The 24,307-nt window shown below is 69.1% G+C and carries 23 protein-coding genes and 1 riboswitch; of the genes, 9 read left to right on the forward strand and 14 right to left on the reverse strand.

Going from position 1 to position 24,307, the window contains the following annotated elements; all coding sequences use genetic code 11:
* Nucleotides 1–3 precede the first annotated feature (3 nt).
* Complete coding sequence (locus ABZ098_RS09740) at nucleotides 4–966, reverse strand: helix-turn-helix domain-containing protein (RefSeq protein WP_356588948.1); 963 nt, start codon at nucleotides 964–966, stop codon at nucleotides 4–6.
* Between the two features lie 92 nt (nucleotides 967–1,058).
* Between ABZ098_RS09740 and ABZ098_RS09745 the strand changes: the two genes are divergently transcribed.
* Both ABZ098_RS09745 and ABZ098_RS09750 read left to right on the forward strand, forming a co-directional pair.
* Nucleotides 1,059–1,229, forward strand: a complete 171-nt coding sequence (locus tag ABZ098_RS09745) for a hypothetical protein (protein WP_356588950.1) — start codon at nucleotides 1,059–1,061, stop codon at nucleotides 1,227–1,229.
* Nucleotides 1,230–1,256: 27 nt separating this feature from the next.
* Nucleotides 1,257–2,033 (forward strand): hypothetical protein, encoded by a 777-nt coding sequence (locus ABZ098_RS09750; protein WP_356588952.1) that lies wholly within the window; start codon nucleotides 1,257–1,259, stop codon nucleotides 2,031–2,033.
* On the opposite strand, the gene ABZ098_RS09755 is transcribed toward ABZ098_RS09750, so the two are convergent.
* From ABZ098_RS09755 to ABZ098_RS09795, 9 genes are all read right to left on the reverse strand, one after another.
* Nucleotides 2,026–2,520, reverse strand: coding sequence for a hypothetical protein (locus ABZ098_RS09755; RefSeq protein ID WP_356588954.1), 495 nt, complete (start codon nucleotides 2,518–2,520; stop codon nucleotides 2,026–2,028). The genes ABZ098_RS09750 and ABZ098_RS09755 overlap by 8 nt on opposite strands.
* A gap of 70 nt (nucleotides 2,521–2,590) precedes the next feature.
* Nucleotides 2,591–3,604 (reverse strand): ribonucleotide-diphosphate reductase subunit beta, encoded by a 1,014-nt coding sequence (locus ABZ098_RS09760; protein ID WP_356588956.1) that lies wholly within the window; start codon nucleotides 3,602–3,604, stop codon nucleotides 2,591–2,593.
* Entirely contained in the window at nucleotides 3,604–5,976 is a 2,373-nt protein-coding gene (locus ABZ098_RS09765) for a ribonucleoside-diphosphate reductase subunit alpha (protein ID WP_356588958.1), read from the reverse strand. The genes ABZ098_RS09760 and ABZ098_RS09765 overlap by 1 nt, the downstream gene beginning before the upstream one ends.
* Nucleotides 5,977–6,118: 142 nt before the next feature.
* A riboswitch (cobalamin riboswitch) is annotated at nucleotides 6,119–6,201 on the reverse strand.
* 77 nt (nucleotides 6,202–6,278) lie between these two features.
* The gene (locus ABZ098_RS09770; protein WP_356588960.1) at nucleotides 6,279–6,779 is read right to left on the reverse strand and encodes a GNAT family N-acetyltransferase; all 501 of its coding nucleotides are present in this window, start codon (nucleotides 6,777–6,779) and stop codon (nucleotides 6,279–6,281) included.
* A gap of 105 nt (nucleotides 6,780–6,884) precedes the next feature.
* Nucleotides 6,885–8,495, reverse strand: a complete 1,611-nt coding sequence (gene mctP, locus ABZ098_RS09775; protein WP_356588962.1) for a monocarboxylate uptake permease MctP — start codon at nucleotides 8,493–8,495, stop codon at nucleotides 6,885–6,887.
* Nucleotides 8,492–8,743, reverse strand: coding sequence for a DUF3311 domain-containing protein (locus tag ABZ098_RS09780; RefSeq protein WP_356588964.1), 252 nt, complete (start codon nucleotides 8,741–8,743; stop codon nucleotides 8,492–8,494). Before ABZ098_RS09780 ends, mctP begins: the two co-directional genes overlap by 4 nt.
* Nucleotides 8,744–8,870: 127 nt before the next feature.
* Entirely contained in the window at nucleotides 8,871–9,068 is a 198-nt protein-coding gene (locus tag ABZ098_RS09785) for a YbdD/YjiX family protein (RefSeq protein ID WP_356588966.1), read from the reverse strand.
* Nucleotides 9,043–11,178 carry a carbon starvation CstA family protein gene (locus ABZ098_RS09790; RefSeq protein WP_356588968.1) on the reverse strand — a complete coding sequence of 712 codons (2,136 nt, stop codon included), beginning with the start codon at nucleotides 11,176–11,178 and terminating at the stop codon, nucleotides 9,043–9,045. The genes ABZ098_RS09785 and ABZ098_RS09790 overlap by 26 nt, the downstream gene beginning before the upstream one ends.
* 131 nt (nucleotides 11,179–11,309) lie before the next feature.
* The gene (locus ABZ098_RS09795) at nucleotides 11,310–12,074 is read right to left on the reverse strand and encodes a GntR family transcriptional regulator (RefSeq protein WP_356588970.1); all 765 of its coding nucleotides are present in this window, start codon (nucleotides 12,072–12,074) and stop codon (nucleotides 11,310–11,312) included.
* Between the two features lie 306 nt (nucleotides 12,075–12,380).
* Here ABZ098_RS09795 and ABZ098_RS09800 point away from each other — a divergent pair, with 306 nt between their 5' ends.
* The 4 genes from ABZ098_RS09800 to ABZ098_RS09815 all read left to right on the forward strand — a co-directional run bounded on the left by ABZ098_RS09800 (nucleotide 12,381) and on the right by ABZ098_RS09815 (nucleotide 17,061).
* Nucleotides 12,381–13,664 (forward strand): extracellular solute-binding protein, encoded by a 1,284-nt coding sequence (locus ABZ098_RS09800; protein ID WP_356588972.1) that lies wholly within the window; start codon nucleotides 12,381–12,383, stop codon nucleotides 13,662–13,664.
* An 86-nt stretch (nucleotides 13,665–13,750) separates the two neighbouring features.
* The gene (locus ABZ098_RS09805) at nucleotides 13,751–14,731 is read left to right on the forward strand and encodes a sugar ABC transporter permease (protein ID WP_356588974.1); all 981 of its coding nucleotides are present in this window, start codon (nucleotides 13,751–13,753) and stop codon (nucleotides 14,729–14,731) included.
* The gene (locus tag ABZ098_RS09810; protein WP_356588976.1) at nucleotides 14,728–15,567 is read left to right on the forward strand and encodes a carbohydrate ABC transporter permease; all 840 of its coding nucleotides are present in this window, start codon (nucleotides 14,728–14,730) and stop codon (nucleotides 15,565–15,567) included. The genes ABZ098_RS09805 and ABZ098_RS09810 overlap by 4 nt, the downstream gene beginning before the upstream one ends.
* A gap of 9 nt (nucleotides 15,568–15,576) precedes the next feature.
* Nucleotides 15,577–17,061, forward strand: coding sequence for a glycoside hydrolase family 3 protein (locus ABZ098_RS09815; RefSeq protein WP_356588978.1), 1,485 nt, complete (start codon nucleotides 15,577–15,579; stop codon nucleotides 17,059–17,061).
* Nucleotides 17,062–17,198: 137 nt separating this feature from the next.
* On the opposite strand, the gene nagB is transcribed toward ABZ098_RS09815, so the two are convergent.
* On the reverse strand, nucleotides 17,199–17,984 hold the full coding sequence (gene nagB / locus ABZ098_RS09820) for a glucosamine-6-phosphate deaminase (RefSeq protein ID WP_356588980.1): 786 nt from the start codon (nucleotides 17,982–17,984) through the stop codon (nucleotides 17,199–17,201).
* Between the two features lie 238 nt (nucleotides 17,985–18,222).
* Here nagB and ABZ098_RS09825 point away from each other — a divergent pair, with 238 nt between their 5' ends.
* Complete coding sequence (locus tag ABZ098_RS09825; protein ID WP_356588982.1) at nucleotides 18,223–18,864, forward strand: TetR/AcrR family transcriptional regulator; 642 nt, start codon at nucleotides 18,223–18,225, stop codon at nucleotides 18,862–18,864.
* 387 nt (nucleotides 18,865–19,251) lie between these two features.
* A complete protein-coding gene (locus tag ABZ098_RS09830) occupies nucleotides 19,252–20,718 on the forward strand; it encodes a PAS domain-containing sensor histidine kinase (protein WP_356589393.1) in 1,467 nt (488 codons plus the stop codon).
* 176 nt (nucleotides 20,719–20,894) lie between these two features.
* Here the strand turns inward: ABZ098_RS09830 and ABZ098_RS09835 are convergent, their stop codons facing one another.
* Complete coding sequence (locus tag ABZ098_RS09835; protein WP_006142322.1) at nucleotides 20,895–21,152, reverse strand: WhiB family transcriptional regulator; 258 nt, start codon at nucleotides 21,150–21,152, stop codon at nucleotides 20,895–20,897.
* 321 nt (nucleotides 21,153–21,473) lie between these two features.
* The gene (locus ABZ098_RS09840) at nucleotides 21,474–22,442 is read right to left on the reverse strand and encodes a diacylglycerol kinase family protein (protein WP_356588984.1); all 969 of its coding nucleotides are present in this window, start codon (nucleotides 22,440–22,442) and stop codon (nucleotides 21,474–21,476) included.
* A gap of 170 nt (nucleotides 22,443–22,612) precedes the next feature.
* On the opposite strand from ABZ098_RS09840, the gene ABZ098_RS09845 reads away from it, so the two are divergent.
* Entirely contained in the window at nucleotides 22,613–23,062 is a 450-nt protein-coding gene (locus tag ABZ098_RS09845) for a hypothetical protein (protein WP_356588986.1), read from the forward strand.
* 91 nt (nucleotides 23,063–23,153) lie between these two features.
* Here ABZ098_RS09845 and ABZ098_RS09850 read toward each other — a convergent pair whose 3' ends face one another.
* The gene (locus ABZ098_RS09850) at nucleotides 23,154–24,299 is read right to left on the reverse strand and encodes an RNA polymerase sigma factor SigF (RefSeq protein WP_356588988.1); all 1,146 of its coding nucleotides are present in this window, start codon (nucleotides 24,297–24,299) and stop codon (nucleotides 23,154–23,156) included.
* Between the last annotated feature and the right edge of the window lie 8 nt (nucleotides 24,300–24,307).

The following is a 24,307-nucleotide window of genomic DNA, read 5'->3' on the forward strand; positions in this document are numbered from 1 at the left end:
GGGTCAGGCCGCCTCCGGGCCCTGGAAGGTGCGCCGGTAGGCGTTCGGGGTGGTGCCCACCGCGCGCAGGAACTGGTGGCGCAGCGCGGCCGCGGTGCCGAACCCGGCGCGGCCCGCGATCGCGTCCACCGTCTCGTCCGTCGCCTCCAGCAGCCGCTGGGCCAGCAGCACACGCTGGCGCAGGATCCAGCGGTAGGGAGTCGTCCCCGTCTCCTGCTGGAAGCGGCGGGCGAAGGTGCGCGGGGACATGTGCGCGCGCTCGGCGAGCTGCTCGACGGTGACGTCCTCGTCGAGGTGCCGCTCCATCCACACGAGCACCTCGCCGACGGTGTCGCACCTGGACCGGGGCAGCGGCCGCTCGATGTACTGCGCCTGACCCCCGTCCCGGTGCGGGGGTACGACCATCCGCCGGGCGATCTTGTTGGCGACCTCGGTGCCCTGCTCCTTGCGCACGATGTGCAGGCAGGCGTCGATGCCGGCGGCGGTGCCCGCGGAGGTGATGACCGGGTCCTCGTCGACGTACAGGACGTCCGGCTCGACCGTCAGCCGTGGATACGCGCGCGCCAGCTCCTCCGCGTGGTGCCAGTGCACGGTGCAGCGCCGGCCGTCGAGCAGTCCGGCCGCGGCGAGCATGAAGACGCCGGAGCACACGCTGAGCACCCGGGCCCCGCGGCCGACCGCGCTCCGCAGGGCCTCCAGCAGCTCGGGCGGGAAGTCCCGCGTCTCGTAGCGGGCGCAGGCCGGTACGGCGATCAGGTCGGCCGACTCCAGCCGCTCCAGGCCGTGTTCGACGTGCAGGGCGAAGCCCGAGCGGGAGGTCAGCCGGGGGCCCTCGGCCGAGGCGACCGCGAAGTCGTACACGGGCAGCCCGTCGTCACTGCGGTCGGTCCCGAAGACCTCGCACACGACACCGAGCTCGAAGGGGTTCACGCCGTCCAGGACGACGGCGGCCACGTTCTTCAGCATGCTGCCAGTGTGCCTCAGCGATGGCAGTAAATCGAGGGTGTGCGGCAGTCCTGCCACTGTTTGACAGGAGTCTACGGCGCGACAGTAGTGACATGACGACCGCACAGACACAAGGACTGATCGGAATGCTGATTGTTCTCGGAATCCTCGTCCTGCTGGCGCTCCCGTCCGTGATCGGGATCGTGCACGACAAGCGCGTCGACCGTCAGATCAGGAAGGCACGCGAGTACCGGACCGCTCACGGGGTGACCCGGACGGTCTAACCTCTCCTGAACGAACAGGGGAGGATCATGAAACACAGACTGTGGGCCGTGGCAGGCGGGGCGGCAGCCCTGGCCCTGCTCACGGCCACCGGCGCCCACGCCGAGGGCGAGGGTGACATCAGAGTCACCAAGACCGTCGTCAACAAGGGCGGCAACGTGATCATCGGTACGGCGAAGACCGTCACGTACCCGATCGCGATCACCGTCAAGGACGACTCGGGCGTCAAGAAGATCACGAGCCTCAGCACGTTCAACAGGACCAACGGATACGGCTTCGTCGACTGGGACGGCGACTCGTCCTGCGTGAAGAAGAGCGCGACGACCTCGGTGTGCACGGGCACGATGACGGTCGACCCCGGCTGGATCGCCGCGAGCGACGACATCGACAGCAACAGGGTCGCCGGTGTCTGGCAGGTCAACGCCACCGTCAAGGCGAACGACGGCGACTACTGGATCTCGGACCACATCGCCGAGTACAAGGTCAAGCGAGCCGCGCAGCTCACCACGGACGCGACCCCCGAGCCCGTCGCCAAGGGCGCTCAGCTCACCGTCAGGGGCAAGCTCTCCCGGGCCAACTGGGAGGACCTGAAGTACCACGGCTACCCGGGCCAGACGGTCAGGCTCCAGTTCCGCGCGGCCGGCGCCGCCCACTACGGCACGGTCAAGACCGTGAAGACGGACAACCTGGGCCGACTCAGCACCAAGGTGACCGCCACGTCGGCGGGAAGCTGGCGCTGGTACTTCCCCGGCACCACGACCACCTCGTTGAAGGTGTCGGCCGGGGACGCGGTCACGCTCAGGTGACCAGCACGGTGACCCGCCACTCCTGAATGCCCTTGCAGGAGACCTGGCCGGTCTCGGTCGCGCACAGAGGGCGCTGCGAACTCAGCCGCACCCGGCCGGCCGAGACCGCCTTGTACGCGGAACTCGCGTCACCGGGCAGCAGGACGATCCCGCTGTTGGTCGCCTCCAGTCCGACGCCCTCGGTGCTGACCGGCTTCCAGGGGCGGCTCTTCGTCCCGTCCAGCGAGACGCGGAGGGTGTCGCCCACCGCGAGGCACACGGTGCTGCCGCTGTCGGCCGCGTCGAGCTCCGAGGTGGCCGTACAACCGGGTGACGGAGAGCCGGGTGACGGAGAGCCGGACGGGGGAGGGGACGGGGATGCCGACGAGGGCGGCGGCGACACGGTGTCGCCGCCGCCCCCTTCGCTTCCGGCCTCGGTCCCGCACCCCGCGAGCACCAGCGTCAGTGCCGCGAGGGCGAGGGTCGTGCGGTGGGTCGTAGGGCGCATGGTGGGGCCTCCTCGCCGATGAGACGTGCCACACGCGTACCCGGATCCACCGAGTTTTGAAGCGAACCCGTCAGAAGTCCTCGTCCAGGTCGACCGTGCCCTCCACGGCGACCTGGTACGCGGACGGACGCCGCTCGAAGAAGTTGGTCAGCTCCTGGACGCCCTGGAGCTCCATGAAGGAGAACGGGTTCTCCGAGCCGTACACCGGCGCGAAGCCCAGGCGCGTCAGGCGCTGGTCGGCGACGCACTCCAGGTACTGGCGCATCGACTCGGTGTTCATACCGGGCAGTCCGTCGCCGCACAGGTCCCGCGCGAACTGGAGCTCCGCCTCCACGGCCTGCCCCAGCATGTCGGTGACCTGCTGCTGGAGCTGCTCGTCGAAGAGCTCCGGCTCCTCCTTGCGCACGGTGTCCACCACGTCGAAGGCGAAGGACATGTGCATGGTCTCGTCGCGGAACACCCAGTTGGTGCCGGTGGCGAGGCCGTGCAGCAGGCCCCGGCTGCGGAACCAGTAGACGTACGCGAAGGCGCCGTAGAAGAAGAGGCCCTCGATGCACGCGGCGAAGCAGATCAGGTTGAGCAGGAAGCGGCGGCGGTCGGCCCGGGACTCCAGGCGGTCCAGCTTCTCCACCTCGTTGATCCACTTGAAGCAGAACTCGGCCTTCTCGCGGATGGAGGGGATGTTCTCGACGGCGTCGAAGGCCGCCGCCCGGTCGTCCGGGTCGGGGAGGTAGGTGTCGAGCAGCGTCAGATAGAACTGGACGTGCACCGCCTCCTCGAAGAGCTGCCTGCTCAGGTACAGCCGCGCCTCGGGGGAGTTGATGTGCTTGTAGAGCGTCAGCACCAGGTTGTTCGCGACGATCGAGTCCCCCGTGGCGAAGAACGCGACCAGCCGGCCGATCAGGTGCTGCTCGGCGGGGCTGAGCTTCGCGAGGTCGGAGACGTCCGAGTGGAGGTCGACCTCCTCGACGGTCCAGGTGTTCTTGATGGCGTCCCGGTAGCGCTCGTAGAAGTCCGGGTAGCGCATGGGGCGGAGGGTCAGCTCGAAGCCCGGGTCGAGAAGGTTCTTGGCTTCGGTCGTCATTACTGGCATGCCTCGCAGGACTCGGGGTTTTCCAGGGAGCAGGCGACGGCGTCTTCCGGGGCCGCCTGCTGGACGGGGACGGTGGCCTGAGCCGCGCGGGCGATACGGGTCGCCGGGCGCGAGCGCAGGTAGTACGTCGTCTTCAGCCCGGACTTCCAGGCGTACGCGTACATCGAGGAGAGCTTGCCGATGGTCGGCGTCTCCAGGAAGAGGTTCAGGGACTGCGACTGGTCGAGGAACGGGGTCCGCGCCGCCGCCATGTCGATCAGAGAGCGCTGCGGGATCTCCCAGGCCGTGCGGTACAGCGCCCGTACGTCCGCCGGGATCCACGCGAAGTCCTGCACCGAGCCGTTCGCGTCGCGCAGCGCCTCACGGGTGCGGGCGTCCCAGACGCCGAGCTCCTTGAGCTCCTTCACCAGGTAGGAGTTGACCTGGAGGAACTCCCCGGACAGCGTCTCGCGCTTGAACAGGTTGGAGACCTGCGGCTCGATGCACTCGTACACCCCGGCGATCGAGGCGATGGTGGCGGTGGGCGCGATGGCGAGCAGGAGGGAGTTGCGCAGGCCCGTGGTGGCCATGCGCGCGCGCAGTGCCGCCCAGCGCTCGGGCCAGGTGAGCTCCGCGGCGTAGTGGTCGGGGTGCAGGACACCCCGGGCGGTACGGGTCTTCTCCCAGGCCGGCAGCGGGCCGTTGCGCTCGGCGAGGTCGGCGGAGGCCTCGTACGCGGCGAGCATGACGCGCTCGGCGATCCGGGTGGAGAGGGCCTTGGCCTCGGGGGAGTCGAAGGGCAGCCGCAGCTTGAAGAAGACGTCCTGGAGGCCCATCGCGCCCAGACCGACCGGGCGCCACTTGGCGTTGGACCGCCCCGCCTGCTCGGTCGGGTAGAAGTTGATGTCGACGACCCGGTCGAGGAAGGTCACGGCGGTGCGGACGGTGGCGTCCAGCCGCTCCCAGTCGATGTCGCCGGTCGTCGTGTCCACGAACGCGCCGAGGTTGACCGACCCCAGGTTGCAGACCGCCGTCTCCCCGTCGTCCGTGACCTCCAGGATCTCCGTGCAGAGGTTGGAGGAGTGGACCGTGTGCCCGGGCAGCGCCGTCTGGTTGGCGGTGCGGTTGGCGGCGTCCTTGAAGGTCATCCAGCCGTTGCCGGTCTGCGCGAGGGTGCGCATCATGCGGCCGTAGAGGTCACGGGCCGGGATCGTCTTGCGCGCGAGCCCGGCGGCCTCGGCCTTGCGGTACGCCGCGTCGAACTCCTCGCCCCACAGGTCGACCAGCTCGGGCACGTCGGCGGGCGAGAACAGCGACCACTCGGCGTCCGCGTTCACCCGGCGCATGAACTCGTCCGGGATCCAGTGCGCGAGGTTCAGGTTGTGCGTACGGCGGGCGTCCTCACCGGTGTTGTCGCGCAGCTCCAGGAACTCCTCGATGTCGGAGTGCCAGGTCTCCAGGTAGACCGCGGCCGCGCCCTTGCGCCGACCGCCCTGGTTCACGGCGGCGACCGAGGCGTCGAGGGTCTTCAGGAACGGGACGATGCCGTTGGAGTGACCGTTGGTGCCCCGGATCAGCGAACCGCGGCTGCGGATGCGGGAGTACGCGATGCCGATGCCACCGGCGTGCTTCGAGAGCCGGGCGACCTGGTGGTAGCGGTCGTAGATGGAGTCGAGCTCGTCCTTCGGGGAGTCGAGGAGGTAGCAGGACGACATCTGGGGGTGCCGGGTGCCGGAGTTGAAGAGCGTGGGGGAGGAGGGGAGGTAGTCGAGGCGGCTCATGAGCCCGTAGAGCGCGGCGACTTCGTCCAGGGCGTGCACCGTGTCGTCCTCGGCGAGGCCGGCGGCCACCCGGAGCATGAAGTGCTGGGGGGTCTCGATGACCTTGCGGGTGATCGGGTGCCGCAGGAGGTAGCGGCTGTGGAGGGTGCGCAGCCCGAAGTAGCCGAAGCGGTCGTCGGCCCCGGGGTCGATCAGGGCGTCGAGCTTCTCGGCGTGGACCCGCACGAACTCGGCGGTCCGGTCGGCGATGAGGCCCTCGCGGTGGCCGACGGCGACCGAGCCGGTGAACGAGGTGACGCCCTGCGAGGCGGCCTCCGCGGCGATGGAGATGGTCAGCAGCCTGGCCGCCAACCTGCTGTACGCGGGGTCCTCCGAGATGAGGCCGGCCGCCGCCTCGGTGGCCAGCTCACGCAACTCCGCGACCATTTCGGGGGAGACCGCACGCGAGGACCGGCCCCGCAGCGCGGCGGCGGCGACCCGGCCGGGGTCGGTGTCGGGGAGGTCGGCGGTCAGCTCCGTCAGGGTCCGCAGCAACGCGGTTCCGGGACCGTCCTCGTCCACAGCGGTGGTGGCTGAAGCCGGATCGGCTGGCGCGATGGTCACGTGGGGCTCTCCCTCGCTCGGCACGGGGCCTTGAGGGCAGGGGGCAGCACACGAGCGCGCACGGCGTCGCGTCCACCGGCCCATTCCACGAGGCCCGGACGTCATGACACCCGGACCACGGCGGCCGGGCGTGCTGTCGGCAGGTCCTCGGACTGACGCTCATATGCGCTTGTGCGCGCATGAGTACACCGTTGCGGGACAGTTCCGGATTCGCACCGGATTCCCCTGCGGCGACAGCGAGCATGAGCATACATCTTGTGCCGGGTGCTGGAAGCAGCCCCATATGTTGTGTCGCGGTGACTTCAGAGCGTCAACTTGTAAGTGAGGAGCGTGAAGTCGTCGCCGGGGATCGGGTGCCAGTCGCGCTCGGGGACGCGGGTGAATCCGAGACGCTCGTAGACGCGGTGGGCCGTGTGCATGGTGGGCTGGGTGCACAGGACGATGTCCGATCCGGTGGCTGCGGCGCGGTCGACGCAGGCCTGCACGAGGGCTTGTCCCACGCCTTCGCCGCGGGCCGCGTGGGCCACCGCGAGCATGCGGATCTCCGCCTCTCCGGGGCGGGCTATCTCCGACATGGGGCCGCCGTCGGGGACGAAGGTGACTCCGCCGAGGATGCGGTCGTCGGCTGTGGCCACGAGGACCTCTGCGGTTTTCGCCCGCTTGGCCACGTCCCTGAGTTCTTCGAGGTACCAGTCGTCCTCGTCGCCGAAAGCGAGTAGGCCGTCCTGGAGGTAGGCACTTGCCGTGATGTCGCCGAGGGTCTTGTAGTCGGTGGGTTCGGCTGGGCGAATCAGGATGTCCATGGGGGTGAGTGTGCACGAGAGCGGGCCGCCGAGGGGGGTTGCTCTCGGCGGCCCGCTGCGGGTTGTGTGGGGTTGCTCGCGCAGTTCCCCGCGCCCCTGAAACCCCTAGTGCGAGGTACCCGCGGTAGCCGGCGGAAGCTCCACCTCCACCCCCGGGTCGCCCGCGTCCGCCGTGTAGTCCTCCGGGCTGGTCTCGTCGATGCCGTCCGGGGCCTTGGCCGCCTTCAGGACGAAGGTCAGGACGACCGTCACCGCCACGTTGAGGATGAACGCGGTGAGGCCGATGTAGCCGATCTCGCCGATGCCCGGGATCTCCTTCGCCGAGCCGCCGAAGTGCTTCTGGGTCGGGGAGGCGACACCGTACGCGGCGACCGTGCCGTAGATCATGCCGACCGCCCAGCCCGCGAGCAGGGCCCAGCGGTGGAACCAGCGGGTGAACAGGCCGCCGACCAGGGCCGGGAAGGTCTGGAGGATCCAGATGCCGCCCAGGAGCTGGAAGTTGATGGCCACCGTCTTGTCCATGGTGAGGACGAAGACCAGCGCGCCGACCTTCACCAGGAGCGAGACCAGCTTGGAGACCTTGGTCTCCTGCGCGGGCGTGGCGTCCGGCTTGATGAAGTCCTTGTAGATGTTGCGGGTGAAGAGGTTCGCGGCCGCGATGGACATGATGGCCGCGGGGACGAGGGCGCCGATGCCGATCGCCGCGAAGGCCACGCCCGCGAACCAGTCCGGGAACATGTCCTCGAAGAGCTGCGGGATCGCCAGCTGCGGGTTGGTGACCTTGACCCCGGCCGCGATCGCCATGAACCCGAGCAGTGCGAGCAGACCCAGCATCAGCGAGTACAGCGGCAGGATCGTGGTGTTGCGGCGGATCACCTCACGGCTGCGGGAGGAGAGCGTCGCGGTGATCGAGTGCGGGTACATGAACAGCGCGAGCGCGGAGCCCAACGCCAGCGTGGCGTACGTCCACTGGCCCGCCTCCAGCGGGACGAGTCCGCCCGCCTTGGCCGCCGTGTACTTCTCGCTCGCCGCGCCGAAGACGTCGTCGAAGCCGCCCAGCTTGATCGGGATGTAGATGATCGCCACCGCGATGACGATGTAGATCAGTGTGTCCTTCACGAACGCGATCAGCGCGGGAGCCCTGAGCCCGGAGGAGTACGTGTACGCCGCGAGGACACCGAAGGCGATCAGCAGCGGGAGGTCCTTCACGAACCAGTTCGTGTTCTCGCCGCCGCCGACGCCCATGACGTCCAGGACGGCCTGGATGCCGACCAGTTGGAGCGCGATGTACGGCATGGTCGCGAGGATGCCGGTGACGGCCACCGCCAGCGACAGGCCCTTGGAGCCGAACCGGCCGCGCACGAAGTCCGAGGTGGTGACGTATCCGTGCTTGTGGGAGACCGACCACAGGCGGGGCAGGAACGTGAAGATCAGCGGGTACACCAGGATGGTGTACGGCACCGCGAAGAACCCGGCCGCGCCCGCCGCGTAGATCGCCGCGGGCACCGCGACGAAGGTGTACGCCGTGTAGAGGTCGCCGCCGAGCAGGAACCAGGTGATCCAGGTGCCGAACGACCGGCCGCCCAGGCCCCATTCGTCGAGGCTGTGCTCGTTCTCGGCCTTGCGCCAGCGCGCGGCCAGGAAGCCCATGACCGTGACGGCCAGGAAGAAGAGGATGAAGACGGTGAGAGCCACGCCGTTGACGCCGTCGTTCACTTGGTGCCTCCCCGACGGGCGCGCTGGTCACGCTGCCAGAGCTGGTACGCGATCATCGTGAGCGCGGTGGAGATCAGCACCCACAGCATCTGGTACCAGTAGAAGAACGGGATGCCGATGAACGTGGGGTCGACCTTGGCGTACGAGCCGACCCACAGCATCGCCACGAACGGGGCGATCAGGCAGAGGGCGATGACCACCCGTGCCGGTGTCACCACCGGTGGTCTCACTTCAGGTGCGTCCGACATGTCGTGACTCCGTCCCCTCGCTGATCAGCGTTGATCACCTGTAACGCGCAGGCAATCTAGGTCACGGTGTCGCGTGAGTGGAAGACCTCGTCCGCATATCGGTATGTCGATTCTGTGAAGCCCCCGCTCAGCAGCAGCGGAACCCCTGCCGTGGGTCGCTTTCCTGGCGTTCCGTCCTCATCCGCTCGAACGCCCTGCGGGTCGGCACCGGCGCCCGCGGGTGGTCCTTGCGGACGTGCGCGACATAGCGGTCGTACGCCGACTCGTCGGTCAGTTCGCGGACGTACCAGCGCACGGCCCTAAGCGCCCGTCCGAGCGACCGCATCGCGCGCCTCCTCCTTCTCCGCCCGGGTCGGGATCAGCCCGGCCGGGGCCTGGATCTTCGACTCGACGTAGGGCGCCTCGCTGAGCGTGGACAGCGCGGGACGGCGGACGTGCCGGACGCAGACCCGCAGCGCGTCGGCGATCACCACCACGATCAGCAGGGCGAGGACGGCCGTCAGGACGCCGTCGACCGTGGAGTTGGTGACCACGGTGTGCATGTCGTCCATGCTCTTGGCGGGTGGCAGGACCTTGCCGTCGTCGATGGCGTCCTGGAACACGGACCGCTGCTTGAAGAAGCCGACCTTCGGGTCGCTGGAGAACACCTTCTGGAAGCTCGCCGTGAGCGTCACGGTCGCGTCCCAGGCGAGCGGGATCCCGGTGATCCAGGCCCACTTGAGGCGTCCCGACTTCACCAACAGGGTGGTGCAGACGGCCAGGGCGACCGCGGCGAGGAGCTGGTTGGAGATGCCGAAGATCGGGAAGAGCTGGTTGATCCCGCCGAGGGGTTCGTGGACGCCGACCCACAGGAAGTAACCCCACAGGGCGCAGACGACCGCGCTGGTGAGGACCAGCCCCGGCTTCCAACTGATGTTCCGGAACGGCCGGTACACGTTGCCCAGCATGTCCTGGAGCATGAAGCGGCCCACGCGTGTGCCGGCGTCGAGCGCGGTCAGGATGAACAGCGCCTCGAACATGATCGCGAAGTGATACCAGAAGGCCCGCAGGCTCCCGCCGGTGACCTCGGAGAAGATCTCCGAGACGCCGACGGCCAGGGTCGGGGCGCCGCCGGTGCGCGAGAGCAGGCTCGTCTCCTCGACGTTCTTCGCCGCCTGGGCGAGTTCGGCGGGGGAGATGGAGTAGCCCCAACTCGTCACCACCTGCGAGGCGTTGTCCACCGTCGTCCCGATGACCCCGGTCGGCGCGTTCATCGCGAAGTACAGCCCCGGGTCGATGATGCTCGCCGCGACCAGCGCCATGATCGCGACCGACGACTCCATCAGCATGGAGCCGTAGCCGATCATCCGGACCTGCGTCTCCTTCTGGATCATCTTCGGCGTCGTACCGCTCGAGATCAGGGAGTGGAAACCGGACAGCGCGCCGCAGGCGATGGTGATGAACACGAAGGGGAACAGCGAGCCCGCGAAGACCGGGCCGTCGCCGCGCGAGGCGAAGTCCGTCACCGCGTCCATCCTCAGCGTCGGCAGCGCGACGACGACCCCGAGGGCGAGCAGCACGATCGTGCCGATCTTCATGAAGGTGGAGAGGTAGTCGCGGGGCGCGAGGAGCATCCACACGGGCAGGATCGAGGCGATGAAGCCGTACGCCACCAGCCAGACGACCAGGGTGGAGGGCGCGAGGGTGAAGGCGCCGGCCCACGAGGACTCGGCCACCCAGCGGCCCGCGACCAGCGCGAGCAGCAGCAGACCCACGCCGATCAACGACACCTCGCTGACCCGTCCCGGGCGCAGGACGCGCAGGTAGAAGCCCATCAACAGGGCGATGGGGACGGTCATCGCGATGGAGAAGGTGCCCCACGGGGAGGCCGCGAGGGCGTTGACGATGACCAGGGCCAGCACCCCGAGCAGGATGATCATGATGGCGAAGGCGGCGACCAGCGCGGCCGCGCCGCCGAAGGGGCCGATCTCCTCGCGGGCCATCTGCCCGAGCGAACGGCCGTCCCTGCGCGTGGAGAAGAACAGCACCACCATGTCCTGGACCGCGCCCGCGAAGATGACGCCCGCGATGATCCAGATGGTGCCGGGGAGGTATCCCATCTGCGCGGCGAGCACCGGGCCGACCAGCGGGCCCGCGCCGGCGATCGCGGCGAAGTGGTGGCCGAGCAGGACCCGGCGGTCGGTGGGGTGGAAGTCGATGCCGTTGTCGAGGCGTTCGGCCGGGGTGGCCCTGGTCCCGTCGACCTTCAGCACTCGGTGCGCGATGAACTTCGCGTAGAAGCGGTAGCCGATCGCGTACGACCCGAGGGCGGCCGCGACCATCCAGGCGGCGGAGACGTCCTCGCCCCGGGCGAGCGCGAGCACGGCCCAGCCGGTGGCGCCGACGAGTGCGACGAGGGTCCAGATGACGATGGTTCGGACGTTCGCGGTACGCACGGGGCGGTCCTCCCGTCCAGACGGAGTCGGGAGGACCGTAGAGCAGGATGCCTGCGTGCGCTACACCGCGTGCGGTACCGGAAAGGGAACCCGCGGTGCCGAAAAGGGAACTCGCGGTGCCGAAAGGGGAACTAGTCGACCGGCCTCTTCAGGCGGGCCACGAACTTGTACCGGTCCCCCCGGTACACCGACCGCACCCACTCCACCGGCTCGCCCGTCCTGTCGAACGAGTGGCGGGACAGCATCAGCATCGGCAGGCCCACGTCGGTGCCGAGCAGGCCGGCCTCGCGCGGGGTGGCCAGCGAGGTCTCGATGGTCTCCTCGGCCTCGGCGAGATGGACGTCGTAGACCTCGGCGAGCGCGGTGTAGAGGGACGTGTACTTGACCAATGACCTGCGCAGGGCCGGGAAGCGCTTGGCGGAGAGGTGGGTCGTCTCGATGGCCATGGGCTCCGCGTTGGCCATGCGCAGCCGCTCGATGCGCAGCACCCGGCCGCCGGCGGTGATGTCGAGGAGCTCGGCGAGACGGTCGTCGGCGGTGATGTAGCCGATGTCCAGGAGCTGCGAGGTGGGTTCGAGGCCCTGGGCGCGCATGTCCTCCGTGTAGGAGGTGAGTTGCAGCGCCTGGGAGACCTTCGGCTTGGCGACGAAGGTGCCCTTGCCCTGGATGCGTTCGAGGCGCCCCTCGACCACGAGCTCCTGGAGGGCCTGGCGCACGGTGGTGCGGGAGGTGTCGAACTCGGCGGCGAGCGTGCGCTCGGGGGGTACGGGCGTGCCGGGCGACTGCGTCTCCGTCATGTCGAGCAGGTGCTTCTTCAGGCGGTAGTACTTGGGCACGCGCGCGGTACGGACGCCTGCCCCGCCCTCGGTCTCCGCACTGCTGACGTCGCTGCTCATGGTCTGCCTTCCCGGCTCCGGATGCGGGTCACGTCGTGATCCCTTCTGTATACCGTCGCCACCTCTTTTGGTCTAGTCCACAGAGGTGAGTGGTCTAGCGGACGAGAGTACTCCGCCGCCGCTGTTTTCGCTGGCTTCTTTACTAATGGTTCCTGCATATGTAGCTCGCATAACGGCTGGTCAGGGCCGTTTCGCACACTCTTGACAGGCCCCGTGGTCTGGTCCAAGCTCCCCCTACTGGTCTACACCATTGGTCCAGGTCCCGGCTCGTGGGCGGGAGGTGTGGGCATCCCTGAGGAGGGTGGCGTGAAGCGCAAGCTGGCAGCCGCGATCGGTATCGCGGGCATGATGGTCTCCGTCGCGGCATGTGGGGGCAGTGACGGCGGAAGTTCGGACGACAGCGGCGCGGACGCCAAGGAGCTGACCGTCTGGCTCACCGTCGACGCCCAGAACAACTGGCCCGGACTGGTGAAGGCCGCGGACGCCGCGGTCCAGAAGAAGCACCCCGGCATCAAGATCAACCACGAGTACTACGGCTGGCCCGACAAGAACACCAAGCTCGACGCGGTCCTCGCCACCGACAAGGCCCCCGACGTGGTCGAGATGGGCAATACCGAGATGCTCGGCTACATGGTCAAGGGCGCCTTCGCACCCCTGGACACGGCCGCGTTCACCAACTCCTCGGCCTGGCTCGACGGCCTCAAGGCCTCGGTGACCTACGACGGCAAGACCTACGGCGTCCCCTACTACGCGGGCGGCCGGGTCGGCAACTGGCGCAAGGACGTCTTCGCCTCGGTCGGCGTCAAGTCCACCCCGAAGACCTACGCGGAGCTCACCGCCGCCCTGGACAAGGTCCAGAAGAAGGAGGGCGACAAGTTCTCCGCCTGGTACCAGCCCACCCGTGACTGGTACGCGGCCATGTCCTTCGTCTACGACGCCGGCGGCTCGATCGCCGTCGAGTCGGGCGGCCAGTGGAAGGCCAACCTCTCCTCGCCCGAGTCCCTCAAGGGCCTCACCGAGTTCAAGAACGTCGTCGACAAGTACATGCACGGCGACAAGACCAAGGACGAGTCCGACCGCTACATCGTCTACGGCCAGGGCAAGTCCGGCATGATCTTCGGCGCGGCCTGGGAGGGCGCGACCTCCGCCGACCCGAAGAACGACAAGACCGGCAAGCTCAAGAACAACCTCGAGAACTTCGTGATGCCCGGTCCGTCCGGCAAGAACATGCCCGTCTTCCTGGGCGGTTCGGACCTCGCCGTCCCGGTCAAGTCCAAGGCGCAGGCCGTCGCCGCCGAGTGGATCAACGCCTTCACCGGTCCCTCCGGCCAGAAGGCCCTGATGGCCAAGGGCAACCTGCCCAACAACAAGACCGACCTCGCCACCCTGAAGAACGACCCGGCGACGGCGGTCCCGGCCACCGCGGCCGAGTCCAACTGGTTCGTGCCCATGGCGCCCGGCTGGGGCCAGGTCGAGAAGGCGCAGGTCCTGCAGACCATGCTCCAGAACATCGGCACCGGCAAGAAGTCGGTCGAGGCCGCCGCGAAGGACGCGGACACCGCGATCGACAAGGTCATCAACACCAAGTGACCTGACAGGCAGGGCCCCGTACGCCCACTCGGCCAGGGCGGGGCCCTGCTTCCCGTACGACCAGAGGGACCGCTGAGGAGCACGCGATGAGTGCCGCAGACACCACCACCCCCACCGAGGTGCCGCCGCCGCTGTCGGTACCACCGCCGCCCACCCCGACGGTGCCCCGCAGAAGGCGGGGGCCCGGCGCCACCCCGTGGCTGCTGCTCGCGCCCTGCCTTCTCATCCTCGGCCTGGTCATGGGCTATCCGCTGGTCCGCCTGGTCACCCTGTCGTTCCAGAAGTTCGGCCAGTCCCAGCTGTGGGGCTTCCAGCCCGCCGAGTGGGTCGGCTTCGACAACTTCACCGGCGTGCTCGACGACGGCGAGTTCTGGGCGGTCGTCGTCCGGACCGTCGTCTTCGCGGCGGGCTGTGTCATCTTCACGATGGTCGCCGGCATGCTGATCGCCCTGCTGCTCCAGCGGGTCTCCGGCTGGGTGAAGACCCTGATCAACATCGCGCTGGTGGCCGGCTGGGGCATGCCGATCATCGTCGCCACCACCGTCTTCAAGTGGCTGTTCGACGCGGACTACGGCATCCTCAACGCGCTGCTCAGCAAGCTGCCCGGCGTCGAGATGATCGGCCACAACTGGTTCGCCAGCGGCCCCCAGGGGCTTGCCGTGATCATGCTGCTGGTGGTCTGGGGCGCGGTGCCCTTCGTGGTGATCACCTTGAGCGCCGGACTCACCCAGGTCCCCAAGGAGATGGAGGAGGCCGCCCGTCTCGACGGCGCCGGCGCCTGGGGCGTGTTCCGCTACGTCACCCTGCCGATCCTCAAGCCCATCATCGTGATGCTGACCACCCTGTCGGTCATCTGGGACATGGGCGTCTTCCCGCAGGTGTTCGTGATGCGCAACGGCCACCCGGAGCCGGAGTTCCAGATCCTGCCGACCTATTCGTACGACCGCGCCTTCGTGGTCAACGACTACGCGCAGGGCTCGGCGATCGCCCTGATCACCGTGCTTCTGCTGCTCGGGGTGGTCGCCGTCTACATGCGTCAGATGCTGAAGATCGGAGAGGTCGAATGAGCGCGCTCGCTCCGGGGGCCCGCAAGTCGAAGCTGGGCTGGAACCTCCTCGGCCTCCTCGTCTTCGTCACGGCGGGCTTCCCGGTCTACTGGATGCTCAACACCGCGTTCAAGCCGGCGAAGGACGCCATCGACCCGGACCCGAGCCTGCTGCCGACCGGGATCACCTTCTCCAACTTCAGCCGCGCGCTGGACATCGCCGACTTCTGGGGCCCGGTCGGCCGCAGCCTCGTCGTCTCCCTGGCGGTCGTGGCGATCGGCATCGTGGTCGGCACCCTGGCCGCGCTCGCCATCTCCCGCTTCGCCTTCCGCGGCCGGAAGATCGTGATCGTGGGCATCCTGGCCGTCCAGATGGTCCCGCTGGTCGCGATGATCATCCCGGTCTTCCTGCTCCTGAACGACCTCGACCAGTACGACAAGCTGTCGGGCCTGATCATCACGTACCTGACCTTCATCCTTCCCTTCACGGTGTGGACGCTGCGCGGCTTCATCGTCAACATTCCGAAGGAACTGGAGGAGGCCGCGATGGTCGACGGCTGTTCCCCCACCGGCGCCTTCATGCGGGTGGTCTTCCCGCTGCTGGCCCCCGGCATGGTCGCCACCTCGGTCTACGGTTTCATCCAGGCCTGGAACGAGTACCTGTACGCCCTGATGCTGCTCAGCCAGAAGAACCAGACCGCGACCGTCTGGCTCGGCAACTTCACCACCAAACACGGCACCGAATACGCCCCGATGATGGCCGGTTCCACCATGATGGCCGTGCCGATCGTGGTCCTCTTCCTCCTCGTCCAGCGCAAGATGGCCGCGGGTCTCACCGCGGGCGCCGTGAAGGGATAACGCCCCCCGATGACGACAATCGCCAGCGGCACCGACACGCTCACGCGGGACGCCCTCACGGTCCTCCAACCGGGCTTCACCGGCACTACCGCCCCCGACTGGCTGCTCCGCCGCCTCGGCGAGGGCCTCGCCTCGGTCGGCCTGTTCGGCCGCAACATCGCCTCACCGGAACAACTGGCCGCCCTGACCGCCCAGTTGCGCGCCGAACGCGACGACGTCCTGGTCGCCATAGACGAGGAGGGCGGTGACGTGACCCGCCTGGAGGTGCGCACCGGCTCGTCCTTCCCCGGCAACCACGCCCTGGGCGCGGTGGACGACGTGGCCCTGACGCACGCGGTCGCCGCGGAACTCGGCCGCCGCCTCGCGGCCTGCGGGGTCAACCTCAACTGGGCCCCGTCGGCCGACGTGAACTCCAACCCCTCCAACCCGGTCATCGGCGTCCGCTCCTTCGGCGCCTCCGCCGACCTGGCCGCCCGGCACACCGCGGCCTACGTCACGGGCTTGCAGTCGGCGGGTGTCGCCGCCTGCACCAAGCACTTCCCGGGCCACGGCGACACCGCGATCGACTCCCACCACGCCCTGCCGCGCATCGACGTGGACGAGTCGGTCCTCCTGGAGCGGGAACTGCGTCCCTTCCGCGCGGCCGTCGCCGCCGGCACCCGCGCCGTGATGACCGCCCACATCCTGGTCCCGGCCCTGGACCCGGACCGCCCGGCAACGCTGTCGTCCCGGGTCCTGACCGACCTGCTGCGCCGCGACCTCGGCTACACCGGGCTCATCGTCACCGACGGCATGGAGATGCAGGCCATCGCCGGTACGTACGGCATCGAGCGCGGCAGCGTCCTGGCCATCGCCGCCGGCGCCGACGCGATCTGCGTGGGAGGGGGCCTGGCCGACGACGAGACGGTACGACGCCTGCGCGACGCCCTGGTCTCGGCGGTCCGCTCGGGCGAACTCCCCGAGGAGCGGCTCGCGCAGGCGGCGGAACGCGTCCGCACACTGGCCCACTGGACGGCGGCCGGCGCGGCCGACGCGCACCTGACTGCCGACGAGGAGGTCGGACTGCGGGCGGCCCGCAGGGCGTTGCGCATCACCAGTGCCGAGAGCTTCACACCCCTCACCACGGCGCCCTATGTCGCCGCCTTCACCCCGGTGGCGAACATCGCGGTCGGCGACGAGACCCCCTGGGGCGTGGCCGCAGAACTCGCCCGCATGCTCCCCGGCACGGAGACGGGCAGCTTCGCCGGCGAGGACGCGGGCCTCGCCACCCTGGCCGCCGCCGGCCCCCGCCGCATCGTGGCCGTGGTCCGCGACGAACACCGTCACCCCTGGATGGGAGCTGCCCTGGACACCGTCCTCCGCACCCGCCCCGACACGATCGTGGTCGAGATGGGCCTCCCTCAGGCCCCCGCCCGAGGAGCCCTGCACATCGCGACCCACGGCGCGGCAAGGGTCTGCGGCAGGGCGGCGGCGGAGGTCATCGCGGGGGAGTAGGCGTTACGGCAGGACACGTGCCGGTTCCCTTCGAAGGGAACCGGCACCTGTCTTGCCAGGGGCGCGGGGAACTGCGTGACCAGCCACAGACGACCTGCACCCGGCAGCGAACAGAACCCCGCAGACGAGAACCCGCTTTAAATCCCCTGCCAGTCCGGCTTGTTGACAAACGTGTGCCGGAAATAGTCCGCCAGCTTCAACTTGGACGCGGCCCCCTCGTCCACGACCACCGTCGCATGCGGATGCAACTGGAGCGCCGAAGCGGGACACACCGCGGCGACCGGCCCCTCCACCGTCGCCGCCACCGCGTCCGCCTTGCCCTCACCCGTGGCGAGCAGCACCAGGTGCCGAGCCTCGAGGATCGTCCCGATCCCCTGGGTGATCACATGGTGCGGCACCTGCGAGATGTCCCCCTCGAAGAACCGCGCGTTGTCCACCCGGGTCTGCTCGGTCAGCGTCTTGATCCGGGTCCGCGAGGCCAGCGAGGAGCACGGCTCGTTGAAGCCGATGTGCCCGTCCGTCCCGATTCCGAGCAGCTGCAGGTCCACGCCTCCGGCACCGGCCAGCGCCGCGTCGTACGCCGCACACGCACCGGGGATGTCCTGCGCCGTCCCGTCCGGGCCCATGAAGGAGGTCATCGGTATCCCGAGCGGCTCCAGGACCTCGCGGCGCAGCACCGATCGGTAGGACTCCGGGTGCTCGGCCGGCAGCCCCACGTACTCGTCGAGCTGGGCTATCCGCGCCCGCGAGGCGTCCACGGCACCGGACCGCACCTTCGCCGCCAGGGCCTCGTAGATGGGCAGCGGGGTGGAGCCGGTCGCCACACCGAGCAGGGCGTCGGGCTTGCGTCGGAGCAGCTGGGCCATGGCCTCGGCGATGAGCTCGCCACCCGCCTTGGCATCCGGAACGATGACAACTTCCACGCTGGGCCTGCCGATCTGAGGAAACGGTCTGATCTGTAGAAACGGTCTGAACGGAGAGGGCTCGACCGGACCCCGGTACGGCCCATGTGGTTTAGACCAATCTAACAGAATCGGGTCCCACGGCCCAGGGAACGCTGCACCCATGTCCGAGACCCTCCCCCCTGTCTAACGGTCGCTACAGAAAGACCGTACGCCGACTCGCGCCCCTTTCTCTAGTACTCGCTATACAATTCACTCCATGGTGAGCAGCCGGGAGACGAAAGCGCAGGTCGCATCCACTTCCCCGTCATCCAGGCCGCGCGGCCGCCCCCGTTCCTTCGACCGCGAGACCGCACTGGAGAAGGCGATCATGGCCTTCTGGGAGCGGGGGTACGAGGCCACGTCCGTCTCCGACCTCACTCGTGTGATGGACATCGGCGCCCCGAGCCTGTACGCGGCCTTCGGCGACAAGCGCACGCTCTTCGAGGAAGCGGTGAGCGTCTACGACACCCGCTACGCCGCCTTCGCCGACCGCGCCCTGGCCGAGGAGCCCACCGCCCGTGCCGCCGTCGAACGGACCCTGCGAGAGGCCGCCCGCGCCTACACGGCCCCCGACCGTCCACAGGGCTGTCTCATCGCCCACGCGGCCACCAACTGCACGAATCCCGAGGTCGCGCAGTCCCTGCGGAACCGGCGCAACGCCATGATCTCCGCCTTCGAGAGCCGTATCCGGGCCGACATCACCGCAGGTGAACTGCCCTCCGGCACCGACGCCCGCGCACTCGCCCGGCACACCGGAGCGGTCGTGCACGGGATGTCCCAACAGGCGCGCGACGGCGCGAGCCGGGAGGAGTTGGAGGCCGTCGCGGAAATTGCCATGGCTATCTGGCCCCGCACATGAACCCACACGCGTTAGGCTGCGTGGAGGTTGTTAGGGCGTCCGACTAAGTGACTCCCGTGAGGGAAAGCTCCAACAACAAACAGGCTCCAACGCATGGACACACCTAGTGGTCTAGTCCACAATTGAAGCGCGACTTCCGTCTTCCCCGCACAGGAGGACGGACCGAGGACCCGGAGCTCTCTGCCCTGACTGCCCCGGATCCTCACCTCGGCCGACCGGGACCGCACACCCCACGGCCGATATTGCTCCGGGCTGCGGTGCCGGGAAGGTTGAGGGTCCTTCCCAGGCGCCGCGGCCCGCGGGTGTTTCCGGGCCCGGGATCCCACCGACGCACGGTGCTTTTAGGTCACTCACATACCCCCAGGTACGCTCGCATCCGTGCCCTCCATGAACGAACTGGTCCGCCAGCACACCGCACTCGACGACTCCGACCTCGAGTGGCTGCACCTGCTGGTCTCGGAGTGGCAGCTGCTCTCCGACCTCTCCTTCGCCGACCTCGTCCTGTGGGTCCCCACCCGCGACGGCGCCCGCTACGTCTCCGTCGCCCAGATGCGGCCCAACACCGGCCCCACCTCCTACCAGGACGACATGGTCGGCCACCTCGTCCCCCGCGGCCGCCGCCCGCTGCTGGACGTGGCGCTCGACGAGGGCCGGATCGTGCGCGAGGGCGACCCGGAGTGGCGCGAGGAGGTCCCGGTCCGCGTCGAGTCGATTCCGGTACGGCGGGACGGGCGCGTCCTCGGTGTCATCGCGCGCAACACCAACCTGCTGACCGTCCGCACCCCGAGCCGTCTCGAACTGACCTATCTCCAGAGCGCGTCCGACCTGGCCCAGATGATCGCGGCCGGCTCCTTCCCGTTCCCCAACCAGCAGATGGACATGGACGCGGCCCCGCGGGTCGGCGACGGACTGATCCGCCTCGACGCGGACGGCATCGTCCAGTACGCCTCCCCGAACGCCCTCTCCGCCTACCACCGCATGGGCCTCGCCTCCGACCTCGTGGGCCAGCACCTCGGCCGGACCACCGCCGAACTCGCCCCCACCCGCGGCCCGGTGGACGAGGCGCTCGCCAAGGTCGCCAGCGGCTGGGCTCCCCGGGAGTTCGAGATCGAGGCGCACGACGGGGTCATCCAGTTCCGGGCGATCCCGCTCAAGCCCAAGGGCACCCGCATCGGTTCACTGGTCCTGCTGCGGGACGTGACCGAACTGCGCCGCCGCGAGCGCGAGTTGATCACCAAGGACGCGACCATCCGGGAGATCCACCACCGGGTGAAGAACAACCTCCAGACGGTGGCGGCCCTGCTCCGCCTGCAGGCCCGGCGCATCGAGTCCGACCGCGGCCGGGAGGCCCTCGAGGAGGCGGTCCGCCGCGTCGGCTCGATCGCCATCGTCCACGAGACGCTGTCTCAGAACCTGGACGAGCGCGTGGAGTTCGACGAGATCGCCGACCGGGTGCTCGCCATGGTCGCCGAGATCTCCCCGGGCAAGGTCACCGGCCGGCGCAGCGGACGCTTCGGCATCCTGGACGCCGAGGTCGCCACCCCGCTGTCCATGGTCCTCACCGAAATCCTGCAGAACGCCTTGGAGCACGGCTTCCGCGAGGGCGAGACCGGCACGGTCGAGGTCACGGCCGTCCGCGGCGGCACCACCAAGGAGGCCCGCCTCCTCGTCACCGTCCAGGACGACGGCGTCGGCCTGCCCGAGGGCTTCGACCCGCACACCGCGGGCAACCTGGGCCTGCAGATCGTACGGACGCTGGTGGAAGGCGAGTTGGGCGGAACCTTCGACATGGTCCCGGCGCCGGAGGGCGGCACCCGCGTGATCCTCGACGTGCCGGTGCAGGCGCAGAAGTAGGGGCGTACGCGGTCCGGGGCACAGCAAAAAGCCCCGGACCGTTCAGGGGTCCGGGGCTCAAATGCTCGTTGCCAGCGTTGTGCTGCGCATCGGGGGTACTGCGCGCTGCGGCTCGGGGCGGGAGAAGCGTACGCGGTGTACGCGCCGCCAAGCTCAGGCTGTACGGGGTGGGTATGTCAGGCGGAGGCCTGACGGGCCCGGTTGCGGGCGGCACGGCGCTTCATGGCGCGACGCTCGTCCTCGCTGAGACCACCCCAGACGCCGGAGTCCTGACCGGACTCGAGCGCCCACTGCAGACACTGATCCATAACGGGGCAGCGACGGCAGACGGCCTTGGCTTCCTCGATCTGCAGCAGCGCAGGACCGGTGTTGCCGATGGGGAAGAAGAGCTCGGGGTCTTCCTCGCGGCAAACGGCGTTGTGACGCCAGTCCATGGCTGCTACCTCTCCTTGGTATTACGTGCAAGTTGCTTGTGAATGTGAACGCTTTCACGAATCCCTCAACAAGTGAAGGGCCGTCCACCGAGTCTTCCTCGGCGTGGTCCTGTGGATTGAAGAGGGGTTCCGGTGGCCTGTGGACGCTGGTGTTGCGGGCTGTCCCGACCGCCACGTAGAGACTCGCAAACCTCAGCGGCGGATACAACCCCTTCCGGAAAGTTTTTTTTGATTCCTCGGTGTCGACTAGGTCACAGCCGTACTTCCATGGGGTGGACCCTGGCCTAAACGTTCGAGTGAAAGGACTTTAGCCCCTTCTGCTCACACAATCACACGCAGTGCACGGCGTACGCCTGTGAACGTCACGCTCGTACGCAGTCCGAGGTGGTCGCCGTCCATCTGGAGGGGCAGGGGCACCTTCGAATGCAAGGTGAACTGGTCCAGGTCGTGCAGGGACACGGCGTGCTTGCCCTGGGGGCCGCGGTCGGGGGACGAAGTGAGCAACTGCGTGCCATATCGGGCGATCGCGGTCGTCGTCATGCGGGTGAGGCCGAGTACGTCGAGGCCTTTATCGAACGAGGCCTTAGGCGACGCGTACATCGGGTGATTGCCCAGGAAGGTCCACGGAGAGGTGTTCGAGACTATGGAAAGGACCAGATCGGTCACCGGCTCCGCATCCGGACGTTCCACGGTGATCGTCCCGTGTCGGCGGTGCGCCTCGCCGAAGAACTGGCGCAATGCCTGACGGACGTAGAGAGCGTGTGTGGATTTCCTGCCGCGCTCGCGCTGCTGCTCCACCCGGCCGACCACACCGGCGTCGAATCCGAGCCCCGCGTTGAAGGTGAACCAGCGTCCCGGCACGGCTTCGTCCTCGGTGCCGGGCGTACCCGCGGTCAGCCCCAGGCCGACCGTCCGCTCGCTGCCCTCGCGCAGGGCGTCCAGGAGGGCGCCGGTGGCCTCGACGGCGTCGTTGGGCAGGCCGAGTGCGCGGGCGAAGACGTTGGTGGAGCCGCCGGGGACCACGGCGAGGCCGGGCAGGTGCTCGGGGTCGGGGCCGGCGTGCAGGAGGCCGTTGACGACCTCGTTGACCGTGCCGTCGCCGCCCAGGGCCACGACCAGGTCGATGTCCTTGCTCTCCGCCGCCTGTCGGCCCAGGTCGCGCGCGTGGCCGCGGTACTCGGTGGTGACCGCCTCGAGTTTCATCTCGCTCGCGAGCGCGTGGATCAGGACATCGCGCGTACGTGCGCTTGTGGTGGTTGCCGCCGGATTGACCACGAGAAGTGCACGCATGGGTTGCAGCGTACCTACTGGGTGGTACCGGGCACAGGTCGAGATAGGGATCACGTAAGACTTCGGCGCGTGAACCTTGCCACGGGGGCGTGAGGCAACCCGCGCGCGGGGGTGTGCGTTGCCCGCGCCTCACCCAGGGGGTTTCCGGGGCCGAGGGCTACTCTTCAGGGGTGAGCAGCGAGCAGATCCCCACCGCCCCGGAGACCGCCGGTCCGCGCCCGCGGCGCCTGACCTACGCCGCCGCCCTGGCCGCCCTGGAGGGGCTCGCGCTCGTCGCGGGGGGCGTCTGGATGCTCGTGGAGGGCCTGGTCGGCGACCCGGACGACCGGCAGTCCGCCGTCACCGGCGGCATCACGCTGATCGTTCTCGCCCTGCTGCCGCTCCTCGCCGCCCGCGGGCTGCTGGCCCGGCGCAGCTGGAGCCGGGGCCCGGCGGTCATCACCCAGATCATGGCCCTGCCCGTCGCCTACAACCTCCTCCAGGCCGACAGTGTGGCGATCCCGGCGGGCATCGCCCTCGCGGTCGTCGCGGTGGCCGCGCTGGTCCTCCTGATCAACCCGGCGACGACCCAGGCGCTCGGGATCAGGGGGCCGGGGCGGGCGCAGGACGGCAAGCGGTAGCCGTACGTCGAAGGCGTGGCGTCGGATCTGCGGCCGAGGCGGCCTGTCGTCGTCGTAGGACCGTCGTAGGGCCTGAGCGGCCGGGGTCGGCCTACTCCTCCACCAACAGCTTCTCCCGGAGCTGGGCCAGGGTGCGGGCCAGCAGGCGGGAGACGTGCATCTGGGAGATGCCGACCTCCTGCGCGATCTGCGACTGGGTCATGTTGCCGAAGAAGCGGAGCAGGAGGATTCGCTTCTCGCGGGGCGGGAGGTCCTCCAGGAGCGGCTTGAGCGACTCCCGGTACTCGACGCCCTCCAGCGCCTCGTCCTCCGCGCCGAGGGTGTCCGCCACCGCCGGGGACTCGTCGTCCGTGTCGGGGACGTCCAGGGACAGCGTGGAGTACGCGTTGGCCGACTCCAGGCCCTCCAGGACCTCCTCCTCCGAGATGCCCAGCTTCTCGGCCAGTTCGTGGACCGTGGGGGAGCGGCCGTGCAACTGGGAGAGCTCCGCCGTCGCCGTGGTGAGCGCGAGACGCAGCTCCTGGAGCCTGCGGGGGACGCGGACCGCCCAGCCCTTGTCACGGAAGTGGCGCTTGATCTCGCCGACGACCGTCGGGGTCGCGTAGGTCGAGAACTCCACCCCACGGTCCGGGTCGAAGCGGTCGACCGACTTGATCAGGCCGATGGTGGCGACCTGGGTCAGGTCGTCCAGCGGCTCGCCGCGGTTGCGGAAGCGGCGCGCGAGGTGCTCGACGAGCGGCAGATGCATCCGGACCAGCTGGTTGCGCAGCTCCGCGTACTCCGGGCTGCCGTCCTTCAGCGCGCGCAGCTCGACGAACAGGGCCCGTGCCCCGCTGCGGTCCTGGGGGTCGTGCCGCGGGACCGGCGTGTTGTTCGCGCCCGCCGCGCCGTCCTCTGCGTTTCGCTCGTGCTCGCTCATCGTCCCGCCCGTCGCCCTTCCACGAGCCCTCGCCTCCGTCGGCACCGGGAGGACCCCGGCCCGCCCTGCCGGAGGCGCACCCTGCACGGCACCTTTCCGATCCCCCTGCCCGTCGTCCAGGAGGCCGGTCGCCGTCGTGTCGACGACGTCCTCCTGCGGATGCGGCCGGGCCTGCTCGGGGATGCCGTCGATGCCGTCCGCCATACGACGGGAACCGCCGAGGCCGTCGTCACCCAGGCCGTCGGCGCCGCTCGGGCAGGGAGGACGGTGTCCGCCCCCGGCCGACAGCTCCCGTGTGCCGCGCTCTTCGTCCCGCACCGGCCCGT

The organism is Streptomyces sp. NPDC006335, assembly GCF_040612795.1.
Classification (GTDB): domain Bacteria; phylum Actinomycetota; class Actinomycetes; order Streptomycetales; family Streptomycetaceae; genus Streptomyces.

What these genes read in the sequence shown, in the direction of transcription:
- ABZ098_RS09740 (WP_356588948.1), bottom strand. Translation starts at nt 966, where the DNA reads ATGCTGAAGAACGTGGCCGCCGTCGTCCTGGACGGCGTGAACCCCTTC.
- ABZ098_RS09745 (WP_356588950.1), top strand. Translation starts at nt 1,059, where the DNA reads ATGACGACCGCACAGACACAAGGACTGATCGGAATGCTGATTGTTCTC.
- ABZ098_RS09750 (WP_356588952.1), top strand. Translation starts at nt 1,257, where the DNA reads ATGAAACACAGACTGTGGGCCGTGGCAGGCGGGGCGGCAGCCCTGGCC.
- ABZ098_RS09755 (WP_356588954.1), bottom strand. Translation starts at nt 2,520, where the DNA reads ATGCGCCCTACGACCCACCGCACGACCCTCGCCCTCGCGGCACTGACG.
- ABZ098_RS09760 (WP_356588956.1), bottom strand. Translation starts at nt 3,604, where the DNA reads ATGACGACCGAAGCCAAGAACCTTCTCGACCCGGGCTTCGAGCTGACC.
- ABZ098_RS09770 (WP_356588960.1), bottom strand. Translation starts at nt 6,779, where the DNA reads ATGGACATCCTGATTCGCCCAGCCGAACCCACCGACTACAAGACCCTC.
- ABZ098_RS09780 (WP_356588964.1), bottom strand. Translation starts at nt 8,743, where the DNA reads ATGTCGGACGCACCTGAAGTGAGACCACCGGTGGTGACACCGGCACGG.
- ABZ098_RS09785 (WP_356588966.1), bottom strand. Translation starts at nt 9,068, where the DNA reads ATGCGGTCGCTCGGACGGGCGCTTAGGGCCGTGCGCTGGTACGTCCGC.
- ABZ098_RS09795 (WP_356588970.1), bottom strand. Translation starts at nt 12,074, where the DNA reads ATGAGCAGCGACGTCAGCAGTGCGGAGACCGAGGGCGGGGCAGGCGTC.
- ABZ098_RS09805 (WP_356588974.1), top strand. Translation starts at nt 13,751, where the DNA reads ATGAGTGCCGCAGACACCACCACCCCCACCGAGGTGCCGCCGCCGCTG.
- ABZ098_RS09810 (WP_356588976.1), top strand. Translation starts at nt 14,728, where the DNA reads ATGAGCGCGCTCGCTCCGGGGGCCCGCAAGTCGAAGCTGGGCTGGAAC.
- ABZ098_RS09815 (WP_356588978.1), top strand. Translation starts at nt 15,577, where the DNA reads ATGACGACAATCGCCAGCGGCACCGACACGCTCACGCGGGACGCCCTC.
- ABZ098_RS09825 (WP_356588982.1), top strand. Translation starts at nt 18,223, where the DNA reads ATGGTGAGCAGCCGGGAGACGAAAGCGCAGGTCGCATCCACTTCCCCG.
- ABZ098_RS09830 (WP_356589393.1), top strand. Translation starts at nt 19,252, where the DNA reads ATGAACGAACTGGTCCGCCAGCACACCGCACTCGACGACTCCGACCTC.
- ABZ098_RS09835 (WP_006142322.1), bottom strand. Translation starts at nt 21,152, where the DNA reads ATGGACTGGCGTCACAACGCCGTTTGCCGCGAGGAAGACCCCGAGCTC.
- ABZ098_RS09840 (WP_356588984.1), bottom strand. Translation starts at nt 22,442, where the DNA reads ATGCGTGCACTTCTCGTGGTCAATCCGGCGGCAACCACCACAAGCGCA.